Origin of the sequence: Neisseria zalophi (genome assembly GCF_008807015.1) — a bacterium.
Lineage (GTDB): Bacteria > Pseudomonadota > Gammaproteobacteria > Burkholderiales > Neisseriaceae > Neisseria > Neisseria zalophi.
In genome coordinates this window covers 141,486-152,856 of record NZ_CP031700.1, presented here as the reverse complement: position 1 = coordinate 152,856, position 11,371 = coordinate 141,486, and the positions used below count along the sequence as shown (strand labels likewise).

Here is an 11,371-nt window from a genome sequence, read left to right as displayed (position 1 = left end):
AGCCGTATGCATGCGGCTTTTTATTGATTGTATAGATATATGAGGAAAATAATTAATGATTACGGTTGTTTTTATTTTATTTTTTGCCATTAGGTTGATTTCGCTGGCTATTTCCCGCCGAAATGAAAAACGCCTGATTGCGGAAGGGGCAAAACAATTTGGTGAGAAAAATTCAAAATTACTGGCCGCTGCCCATATTGCCTATTATTTTGCTGCGTTGGCTGAATCGCATATCCGCGGTATTGCTTTTGATACGGCATCTGCAATCGGCACGGCCATCACGGCTTTTGCCTTAATTGTATTGTTTTATGTGATTCACGAGTTGGGAGAAGTTTGGACGCTGAAAGTGTATATCCGACCGCAGCATACCCTCAACCGCTCATGGTTGTTCCGCCATATTCGCCATCCCAATTATTTTCTTAATATTATCCCCGAGCTTATCGGCATCGGCCTGCTTTGCCACGCATGGGCAACGATGATAATCGGGCTGCCGGTTTATCTGGTGATACTTGCTGTCCGTATTCGCCAAGAGCAAGAGGCTATGCGGCATTTGTGGCAATGTTGATTTTCAATTAAGCCGTCTGAAAATATCGGATTATTCCTTTTTAATACAGGTAGGCTTTATGTGTATTAAACCTGTAAACACTGCGGGTTTAAGCTATGAATCAGCGGGCGGATGAATTATCCGCCCGCTTTGGTATATTAAAAACCGACTTGGTTTAAAACCGTTTTCCAACCGCCGAAGCAAGAGCCGATAAACGGTCTTGCCGCAATAGAAACGGGTTTAAAAAATCACATAAATCATTGTGGCGAATCCCGCATAAGGGCTGGAAATATCGTATAATCTCACGAATTTGCTTGAAATATTGATAGGTATAATCAGCATTAAAACCGATACGGATTATATTTTCAATCAAGGCTTTTATCTGATGGGCAAAGCTGTTTTGCTACGGCATTGTATATCGAGCGGATATAGGCCGTCTGAAAAGCGTATAAAGGGTTGTGCCTTAGGTGCACGCGGTTTGGTGTATTTGAAGCAGATTGTTTTTTAATAATTTTATTTAGATTCAATACTAGGAGGGAAAATGGTTAAATATTTTGAAGAGCATTCAAATCGTGTCACCCGTGCTATGCAAGCATGGCCTATTTTGCAAAGTGCTGCGATGAGCCGCCAAACCATGACGTATAAAGACTTATCTATCAAAATGTATGGGCGTGATATAGCAGCAACGTTGGGCAGCATTTTAGAATATATTGCCGTGTATTGTAATCAAAATGAGCTTCCCCCTTTAACGGCTATTGTCGTGAATAAAGAAACCGGTTTGCCGGGTGTCGGCATTCCCGTTGAGGAAGATTTGAATAAGGTGCGAGAGCAGGTTTACCAATTTGATTGGTATGGTATTTTCCCGCCAACAGAACAAGAGTTTGAGAATACAAAAGAAAAATAAAGTTAGATTAGGCCGTCTGAAAAGCGTGTAGAGTGTGCCGTAGGCACGCAGGCTGGATTGGAGGGTATTTTAAAAATATGCACCTCTTCATCATCTGTTTTGATTACTGATGATACCTTTAAAATAATGTAGCTGAATCAGTATTTATATATAAATTAATAAGAATAAGAAAAGGTATTGAATGCAAAATTATATTTCACCAGAATTTGATAAGCGTGCGTTTCATTGTCCTCATTGTGGAGTTTACTCTCATATGGACTGGAACTTTTTACAATTGGAGTATGAAGAGAATAGTGTTATTAGTTATAAAGCTGCTTTATGCGATCATTGTCGTAAATTCAATTTTTGGAAAGTGTTAGATATCACCCCTGAATTTTTAAGCTATGAGCAACGAAGACAAATTACACCAGAAACAGTGGCGAAAATGGTATACCCAGATATTGGGCTTTGCCCCTTACCTGAGCCTGATATGCCTGATGATGTAAAGCAAGATTATGAGGAAGCAGCAGGAATTTTTGCTAAATCCCCTCGGGGAGCCGCTGCATTACTAAGATTAGGGTTTCAGAAATTATGTATACATTTGGGCGCAAGCGGTGACAATATTAATAAGGATATTAAAAAGTTAGCATCGCAAGGTATTTTGTCACACAAAGTAACCCAAATGGCCGATATAGTACGCATTACAGGTAATAATGCAGTTCATCCCGGTCAGCTTGCAGATGAAGATTTTGATAAGATTGCCGAAAAACTATTTTATTTAATCAATTGGATTGTGAAGGAATGTATTACCAAACCAAAGGAATTAGAGGAAATTTATAATATGATGCCTGAAGGGGCTAGAAAAGCGGTAGAAAAGCGAGATAATAGTTAATAAATAATTTAAATTCATAGTAATTCTAAAGAAAGACCCACCATGCCTAAACGTACCGACCTAAAATCCATCCTTATTATCGGCGCCGGCCCGATTGTAATCGGCCAGGCTTGCGAATTTGACTATTCCGGCGCGCAGGCGTGTAAGGCTTTGCGCGAGGAGGGCTATAAAGTCATTCTGGTCAATTCCAACCCCGCCACGATTATGACCGACCCCGAAATGGCCGATATTACCTATATCGAGCCGATTATGTGGCAGACGGTGGAAAAGATTATTGCCAAAGAGCGCCCCGATGCGGTGCTGCCGACCATGGGCGGACAAACGGCGTTAAATTGCGCTTTGGATTTGGCGCGCAACGGTGTGTTGGCGAAATACAATGTCGAATTAATCGGCGCTACGGAAGATGCGATTGATAAAGCCGAAGACCGCGGCCGCTTTAAAGAAGCCATGGAAAAAATCGGCTTGCACTGCCCGAAATCATTTGTTTGCCACACCATGAACGAAGCTTTGGCCGCGCAAGATCAGGTGGGTTTTCCAACGCTGATCCGTCCGTCGTTTACTATGGGCGGTTCGGGCGGCGGTATTGCCTACAATAAAGACGAATTTTTAGCGATTTGCGAGCGCGGTTTTGATGCATCGCCCACGCATGAATTGCTGATCGAGCAATCGGTACTCGGCTGGAAAGAGTACGAAATGGAAGTGGTGCGCGATAAAAACGACAACTGCATTATTATCTGTTCGATTGAAAACTTCGACCCGATGGGCGTGCATACCGGCGACTCGATTACCGTGGCTCCCGCGCAAACGCTTACCGATAAAGAATACCAAATCATGCGTAATGCCAGCTTGGCGGTGTTGCGCGAAATCGGCGTGGATACCGGCGGCTCGAACGTGCAGTTTGCCATCAATCCGGAAAACGGCGAAATGATTGTGATTGAGATGAACCCGCGCGTGAGCCGCTCTTCCGCGCTGGCATCGAAAGCCACCGGTTTCCCGATTGCCAAAGTAGCGGCGAAACTGGCGGTCGGCTTTACGCTGGATGAATTGCGCAACGATATTACCGGCGGTCGTACGCCTGCTTCGTTCGAGCCGTCTATCGACTATGTGGTCACCAAAATCCCGCGTTTTGCCTTTGAAAAATTCCCGGCTGCCGATGACCGCCTGACTACGCAAATGAAATCGGTGGGCGAAGTGATGGCGATGGGGCGCACCATTCAGGAATCGATGCAAAAAGCTTTGCGCGGCTTGGAAACGGGCTTGAGCGGCTTTAATCCGCGCACCGAGGACAAAGCGGTTATCCGCCGCGAATTGGCCAATCCCGGCCCCGAGCGTATTTTGTATGTGGCCGATGCCTTCCGCGCCGGCTTCAGCAAAGAAGAAATTCATGAAATCTGCGCGATTGATCCGTGGTTTTTAGCGCAGATTGAAGATGTGATTCAGGAAGAGCAAAAAGTCGCCGCAGGCCATCTGAACGATTTGGATTACGCCACCTTGCGCCGCTTGAAACGCAAAGGCTTTTCCGACAAACGTTTGGCGCAATTGCTGAATGTTTCCGAAAAAGAAGTGCGCGAACACCGCTACGGCCTCAACCTGCATCCGGTTTACAAACGCGTGGATACCTGCGCGGCCGAGTTCCAATCCGACACCGCTTATCTGTATTCGACTTATGAAGAAGAATGCGAGGCGCGGCCGTCTGAAAACAAAAAAGTGATGATTCTCGGCGGCGGCCCCAACCGTATCGGCCAAGGTATCGAGTTTGACTATTGCTGCGTACATGCGGCCTTATCGCTGCGCGAATCGGGCTTTGAAACCATTATGGTGAACTGCAACCCCGAAACGGTTTCTACCGACTTCGATACCTCCGACCGCCTGTATTTCGAACCGCTCACTTTGGAAGACGTATTGGAAATCGTGCGCACCGAAAACCCGTGGGGTGTGATTGTGCATTACGGCGGCCAAACGCCGCTGAAGCTGGCCAATGAATTGGTGGCTAACGGTGTGAATATTATCGGTACTTCCGCCGATTCGATTGATGCGGCCGAAGACCGCGAGCGTTTCCAAAAAGTATTGAACGATTTGGGCTTGCGCCAACCGCCGAACCGTACCGCCCGCAATGAAGAAGAAGCCTTGGTATTGGCCGAAGAAATCGGCTATCCGCTGGTGGTGCGCCCGTCGTATGTATTGGGCGGCCGCGCCATGCAGGTGGTGCATTCGCAAGAGCAGCTGAAAACCTATATGCGCGAAGCCGTTCAGGTATCGGAAGACAGCCCTGTATTATTGGATTTCTTCCTGAACAATGCCATCGAAGTGGATGTGGATTGCGTTTCAGACGGCAAAGATGTGGTAATCGGCGGCATTATGCAGCACGTCGAGCAGGCCGGTATCCACTCGGGTGACTCGGGCTGTTCGCTGCCGCCTTATTCGTTGAGCGAAGAGATTCAAGATGAAATCCGCCGCCAAACCAAAGCGATGGCTTATGCGCTGAATGTGGTCGGCCTGATGAACGTACAATTTGCCGTACAAGACGGCGTGGTGTTTGTATTGGAAGTAAACCCGCGTGCGTCGCGTACCGTGCCGTTTGTATCGAAAGCCACCAGCGTGCCGTTGGCGAAAGTCGGTGCACGGGCAATGGCGGGCATCAGCTTGAAAGAACAGGGTGTAGAAAAAGAAGTGGTACCGGATTTCTATGCGGTAAAAGAAGCCGTGTTCCCGTTTATCAAATTCCCTGGTGTGGATACTATTCTTGGCCCGGAAATGCGCTCTACCGGCGAGGTGATGGGCGTGGGGGCGACCTTCGGCGAAGCTTATCTGAAAGCCCAATTGGGTGCAGGCGAGCGTATGCCGGCTACCGGTAAAGTATTTATTGCCGTGCGCGATGAAGATAAGCCGCTGGTGGTGAAAACGGCGAAAAACTTCATCAGCTTGGGCTATGAAGTGGTAGCCACCCGCGGCACAGCTGCCTATTTGAAAGGGCAGGGTGTTGAGGTTGAGGTGATTAATAAAGTGTTGGAAGGCCGCCCGCATATTGTCGATGCGATTAAAAACGGTGAGATTGCCTTGGTGGTGAACACGGTGGGCAGCGATGCCCAATCGGTGTCCGACAGCCATAGTATCCGCCGCACGTCGCTTACCCAACGCGTGCCGCAATATACAACGGTTGCCGGCGGCGAAGCCATGAGCGAGGGCGTAAAAAGTATGAATACGCTGGGTGTTTACAGCGTACAGGAATTACACGGTAGATTAAAAAAATAAACATTTAAGAAGCTGTTAATCAATAGGCCGTCTGAAAAGTTTTCAGACGGCCTTATTTGTTGATTATTCGGATGATTTAACGATTCACAGTAAACACTTGCAGCATATTGGTCGAACCGGTTTCACGCATACGCGAGCCGCTGGTGATAATGTATTGGTCGCCGTTTTTTAATACATCGCGTTCAAACAACATTTTTTCTACTTCGTTTAAGGCGGTGTCGTGGTCGGTGCTGGTGGTGATTTTGAGCGGACGCACGCCGCGATACATCGCCATGCGGCGTTGGGCGGCAATGCTGGGCGTGAGGGCGTAAATCGGCAGTTGGATGCTGTGGCGGCTGATTTCAAACGCTGTCGAGCCGCTTTCGGTAAGCGCAACAATGGCTTGGGCGTTAACCGCGCGGGCAACGTGAACCGCGCCGTCGGCAATAGCCAGATAAGTGCTGACTGCTTCTTCGCTGTATTCCTCTTCTACGCCGTTGAGCGAATCTTGTTCGGCTTCCGCTGCCGCACAGATGACTGCCATTTGGCGCACGGTTTCAAAAGGATAAGCGCCGATGGCGGTTTCTGCCGAACACATGACCGCATCGGTGCCGTCTAACACCGCATTGGCCACGTCGCTGACTTCGGCGCGGGTCGGCACGGGGTTGGTAATCATGCTTTCCATCATCTGTGTGGCAGTGATGCTGAAACGGCGCAGTTCGCGGGCGCGGCGGATCATGCGTTTTTGCAGGGCGGGCACGGCGGCATTGCCGACTTCGACTGCTAAGTCACCACGGGCAACCATAATGCCGTCGGCAGCTTGAATGATTTCATCTAAGTTGGCAATCGCTTCCGCCCGCTCGATTTTGGCAACCAAGCCCGGGCGCACGGCGTTACTGCCCTGCATTTCCTGCTCGATTAAGGCACGGGCAATGTTTAAATCTTCGGACGATTTCACAAAGCTGATGGCCAGATAATCGCAACCGATACTGATGGCCGTTTTTAAATCCTGAAAATCTTTTTCGGTTAAGGCGCCGGCGGAAAGGCCGCCACCCCGTTTATTAATACCTTTATTACTTTTTAGGAAATGGCTGTTTTGTACGGTGGTATGGATTTCGCTGCCGTTTACACTGTCGATAACCAAAGTGAGCAGGCCGTCATCCAATAGCAAGGTGTCGCCCGCGGCAACATCTTGGGGCAGGTCGCGGTAATCCAGGCCGACCCGTTCGCGGGTGCCTTCTCCTTCCAATGCGGCATCCAATAGCAGTTTTTCACCGGCTTCGAGTTGGATACCGCCGCCTGCCAGTTTGCCGACCCGGATTTTAGGCCCTTGCAAATCGGCCATAATCGCCACTTCGCGACCGGCTTTTTGAGAGGCTTCCCGAACGATGCGGGCGTTTTCCTGGTGAAACTCGGTGCTGCCGTGGCTGAAATTGAAGCGGACAATATTTAAGCCGCCAACGCGTATCATGTCTTCCAGTAGGGTTACGTTATTACTGGCCGGGCCGAGAGTCGCCACGATTTTGGTGTTGTGGCGGATGCGGGTGAGATTGCGGTTGGCGGTACTCATATCAAAATTTCCTTAGGATGAAGGTGGGTTTGTGTATTGTTTGTGATTTTAACCTGAAATATTTTATTATGTTGGAAAATTACAGGTTTTTATGGTTTAAACAAGTATATGGTGGTAGAAAAGTCATGTAATTAAGGGGGTGTGTATGTTGGTAAGAAGATTAAATAACAGGCCGTCTGAAATAATCTTTCAGGTGGCGTGATTATATTGATTTAACTGCCTAAATATTTTTAATTAGTACCATAACCAAAGCTGCTGCCAATATATTGGATATTCAAAACAACTAAACTATTCACTTATAAGGTAGAATACAAATTTAATTATTCTTGGTTGAAATAAAGGGTTTCATAGAATCCGATATTATCATAATAAATAAAATCATATATTTAAAAGGCTTACGTTGTTAATGAATGAATATACAAACAATACAATACAACAATCGCCTGAAACAGAAATTGTTATGGAACCTGCATCAGCAGTACGTCGTATCACTGCTTGTTTTTTAAATTGCTTCTTTACGATTATTACCATTCTTCCATTTTACGTCACTATAGTTTATTCTTTTGAACATACGAAAGAATTTACCGAAGAGTTAGCCGAGTGGGCATGGCTTTTGAGCTTATTCATCCCGCTTTTCTATGTCTTTGTACAAATTGTTATGATAAGTGCAAGCGGACAGTCTTTAGGTAAAAAAGTGATGAAAATCCGTTTGTTGAAAACAGATGGCACCAACCCCGGATTTATTCGTGCAGTGTTAATACGTGAATTTGGTTTTATACTTACTCTTAATACTATTTTCGATCTAATTAGCGGTTTGGTGTTTGGTACATGGTATGTAGATGGAGCCACTACTATCTCCCAAGTATTCTTACAGATTACATTTTTAGTATGCGTGATTATGCTGTTCAATCGTTCAAAAAACCGTAGAACATTACAAGATTATTTTGCGAAAACAATAGTAGTTAAATTACCGGACAACCAATCATATTGGGTTTGATTTAAACATCAGGCCGTCTGAAAGATTATTTCAGACGGCCTGATTCAATATACCGCTAGGGCAAGCTTATTCGACCACGATTTTGGGGAAGCGGCTGCTAAAGTCTTTGCCTTTGTCGGCAATCGCTTGGGCAATCTGCCATGCCGCCTGTGTATAGATTTCGGCAACGGCGGGTTGGCTTGCCTGCATTTGCACGGCCGAGCCGTTGTCCATCGCTTCGCGTACGGGCAGGCTTAGGGGCAGTTGGCCAAGCAGGGGCACGCCGAGATTTTCGGCCAGATTTTTACCGCCGTCGCTGCCGAATATGGCTTCGGCATGGCCGCATTGGCTGCAAATATGTACCGACATATTTTCCAAAACGCCGAAAATCGGAATATTCACTTTTTGAAACATATCCACGGCTTTGCGGGCATCAATTAAGGCAATATCTTGCGGCGTGGTCACCACTACCGAGCCGGTAACCGGCACTTTTTGCGACAGCGTCAGTTGAATATCGCCGGTGCCGGGCGGCAGGTCGATAAAGAGATAATCGACGTCATCCCATTGGCTTTGAAACAATAATTGTTGCAAGGCTTGGCTCAACATCGGGCCGCGCCAGACAACGGCTTGTTCGGTATCGACCAAAAAGCCGATAGACATTACCTGTATACCGCCTTCGGCAATAATCGGAATCAGTTTTTTGTCTTGTTGTTCGGGCTTGCTTTGGGCAACGCCGAGCATGGTCGGTTGGCTGGGGCCGTAGAGGTCGGCATCCAAAACGCCGACGCGCGCGCCCATATTGGCCATTGCCACGGCAAGGTTGGCGGTGGTGGTGGATTTGCCCACGCCGCCTTTGCCCGAGGCAATAGCGATAATGTTTTTCACGCCTTTTATGGTGTTTACACCCGGCTGCACTTTATGGGTGGCAACGGATAGGCCGATATCGATATGCAGGGGGGCGCCGTTTGTGAGCGGGTTTAAGGCCGTCTGAATCTGTTCGGTCAAGGCTTGGCGGATATGGTTAACAGGGAAGCCGAATTGCAGTTTGATATAGAGGCCGTCTGAACGTTCTGCTACTGAATCTATGGCCTTTTCGCTACCGAGTGTGCGCATACTTTGCGGTATGGGCAACTGTTCGAGTGCGGTTTGGATATTTTGAATATTCATGATGTGTCTCTGTGTGATGTGTGCCGTTATTTTAACAGAACGGCTTGTTCATAGCAGGGTATGGGTTTTCATAGCTTGAGGCCGTCTGAAAGGGTGGAATACTTGAAAAGCAGTATATATTTGCGTATCTTTACGAAATCCGTCTTTTAATTGATATCAATGCCTACTATTTATAGCTTGTATTTAAACTCATATTTGATGATAAAAAGGAAAACGTAAAATGAATGTTCCTGTTTCTTATGCCGCTATGTATCCCCATACCTGTAATAAAGCCTTATATGTGGCGATGGCTCTGCTATTTGGCGGTTTGGGCATACATAAATTCTGTGCCGGCCGTGTGTGGATGGGTATTTTGTATTTGCTGTTTAGTTGGACTTTTATCCCGACAGTTGTCGGTATTATTGAAGGCATATTGGCGGCCTTTAAAACAACCGATTCGCTGGGTGCAATTGTAGTGTAAATTCATTAAATATCGAATACGCCGTCCGTATTGTTGCGGGCGGTTTTTTATTGCTTTTTCAGACGGCCTGATATGATTTTCTCGGTTTTCTACCTGCCGCCTGTCTATATAAATCAACGCTTATACCATAAATCAGCCGTTCCGCATGTTGTCGGACACAAGCCGTTTGCCGTTGGGTATAGTGATGCCGACCGGCCGATAGCGGCAGACGGGTTGTCTGCCTGACGGGTCGTTTGAGATGGATACGAAGCCGTTTCGGATAGCGAATAGAAACGGTTGCCGAACAACGATTGTTTTCAGGGATAACCTGCCTGAATTTCGAAAGCCTGTTATATGAAAAAAATCACAACTGCTTTAACCGCACTAGGATGTGCTGCGGTTCTATCCGGCTGCCAAACACTTTTTCCCGCGCAAGATCAGGTAGTCAATACCATAGCCGATCCGGTGGATAGCATCACTGCCGTTACCGAAGTATCGGGCGACGGCCAAAAAATCACCGCCGCCGTGCTTCATTATAATGAGCCGGTGCTCAATGATTCGTTAAACCCGGAAGATTTTGCCGTTAACCGCCGCACCATCACCCAAGTGTATAGCAACGACCGGCCGGTGAAAGGCGGGCAGGGTAAAGATGGCAATTATGTGATTGTCGAGCTTTCCGACAATGATGAAGACGCCGTAGCATTCGGTGTGGACGGCCGCGACATTATCCGCCGCCGCCCCGAATTGAAAATCACCCAAACCGGCGATATCAGCGATGTTTCCGGCCAAGTTATTGCCCCCAGCAGCATAGAGCGGCAGAGTACGCAAACGGTAAATTTGGTTGTGGACGGCTTCAAACAGGCGGAGTTTACCGATCCGCAAACCGGTACGGCGGTTGCATACAATCTGTTTGTGCCCGAAAACCATCGTGCCGACAAACAATATCCGCTGGTGTTGTTCCTGCATGATGCCGCCGTGAGCGGTGCGGATGTGCAAAATACCCTGCAACAGGGCTTGGGTGCGGTCGTGTGGGCATCGCCCGAGTCGCAAGCCAAGCAGGAGGTTTTGGTATTGGCGCCGCAATTCGACTATTCCGCCGCGCAGCCTTATGCGGGCAAAAGTGAGGCCGATGCCGTTGTCCGCCTGATTCAGTCGCTGCAAGCCCAATATAACGTCGACCCCGCCCGCATTTATGTGACCGGACAGGGTGAAGGCGGTGATATGGCCATTGCGATGAATGCCGGCTATCCCGATTTGTTTGCCGCTTCGTATATTGTTGCCGCCCCGTGGAACGGCACTCAAGCCGTGCCACCGGTTCAGGGCAAAATGTGGATTGTAGCGGCCGAAGGTGATGAAAAAGCGTTTGCAGGCATGAATAAAGCAACCGATGCATGGGCAAAACAAGGCACCAGAGTGGTGCGCGATATGTGGAGCGGGCTGGCTTCGCCGGAAGAGTTCGACCGTGCATCCGAAGCCATGCGCAACCAGCAGGCCGATGTTTACTATACCGTTTTGCAAAAAGGCACGGTGGTGCCGTCCGGAAAAACGGAAAGCAGCCGCGCCAATCAGCGCAATACATGGCGGATTGCCTATACGATTGACAGCATTCGCGATTGGTTGCTGGCGCAGCATAAGTAACCGTTGATTTTAATGATAAAAGGCCGTCTGA

10 protein-coding genes are annotated in these 11,371 nt (G+C 47.9%); 8 read left to right on the top strand and 2 right to left on the bottom strand.

Annotated features, from left to right (window positions below):
* Window positions 1-55: 55 nt before the first annotated feature.
* From D0T92_RS00600 to carB, 4 genes are all read left to right on the top strand, one after another.
* Window positions 56-565 (top strand): isoprenylcysteine carboxyl methyltransferase family protein, encoded by a 510-nt coding sequence (locus tag D0T92_RS00600; RefSeq protein WP_151049240.1) that lies wholly within the window; start codon window positions 56-58, stop codon window positions 563-565.
* 520 nt (window positions 566-1,085) lie between these two features.
* Complete coding sequence (locus D0T92_RS00595; RefSeq protein WP_151049238.1) at window positions 1,086-1,448, top strand: hypothetical protein; 363 nt, start codon at window positions 1,086-1,088, stop codon at window positions 1,446-1,448.
* 181 nt (window positions 1,449-1,629) lie between these two features.
* Window positions 1,630-2,319 (top strand): DUF4145 domain-containing protein, encoded by a 690-nt coding sequence (locus D0T92_RS00590; protein ID WP_151049236.1) that lies wholly within the window; start codon window positions 1,630-1,632, stop codon window positions 2,317-2,319.
* A 42-nt stretch (window positions 2,320-2,361) separates the two neighbouring features.
* Window positions 2,362-5,571 (top strand): carbamoyl-phosphate synthase large subunit, encoded by a 3,210-nt coding sequence (carB, locus tag D0T92_RS00585; RefSeq protein ID WP_151049234.1) that lies wholly within the window; start codon window positions 2,362-2,364, stop codon window positions 5,569-5,571.
* Window positions 5,572-5,647: 76 nt separating this feature from the next.
* Here the strand turns inward: carB and pyk are convergent, their stop codons facing one another.
* The gene (gene pyk, locus D0T92_RS00580) at window positions 5,648-7,120 is read right to left on the bottom strand and encodes a pyruvate kinase (RefSeq protein WP_151049232.1); all 1,473 of its coding nucleotides are present in this window, start codon (window positions 7,118-7,120) and stop codon (window positions 5,648-5,650) included.
* 406 nt (window positions 7,121-7,526) lie between these two features.
* Here pyk and D0T92_RS00575 point away from each other — a divergent pair, with 406 nt between their 5' ends.
* A complete protein-coding gene (locus D0T92_RS00575) occupies window positions 7,527-8,117 on the top strand; it encodes an RDD family protein (RefSeq protein WP_151049231.1) in 591 nt (196 codons plus the stop codon).
* 66 nt (window positions 8,118-8,183) lie between these two features.
* Here D0T92_RS00575 and apbC read toward each other — a convergent pair whose 3' ends face one another.
* Window positions 8,184-9,263 (bottom strand): iron-sulfur cluster carrier protein ApbC, encoded by a 1,080-nt coding sequence (gene apbC / locus D0T92_RS00570; protein ID WP_151049229.1) that lies wholly within the window; start codon window positions 9,261-9,263, stop codon window positions 8,184-8,186.
* Window positions 9,264-9,483: 220 nt separating this feature from the next.
* On the opposite strand from apbC, the gene D0T92_RS00565 reads away from it, so the two are divergent.
* From D0T92_RS00565 to D0T92_RS00560, 3 genes are all read left to right on the top strand, one after another.
* Window positions 9,484-9,723, top strand: a complete 240-nt coding sequence (locus D0T92_RS00565; RefSeq protein WP_151049227.1) for a TM2 domain-containing protein — start codon at window positions 9,484-9,486, stop codon at window positions 9,721-9,723.
* A 72-nt stretch (window positions 9,724-9,795) separates the two neighbouring features.
* Window positions 9,796-9,948, top strand: coding sequence for a hypothetical protein (locus tag D0T92_RS11320; RefSeq protein WP_191963649.1), 153 nt, complete (start codon window positions 9,796-9,798; stop codon window positions 9,946-9,948).
* Window positions 9,949-10,056: 108 nt separating this feature from the next.
* Entirely contained in the window at window positions 10,057-11,340 is a 1,284-nt protein-coding gene (locus D0T92_RS00560) for a PHB depolymerase family esterase (protein WP_151049224.1), read from the top strand.
* Window positions 11,341-11,371: the final 31 nt, after the last annotated feature.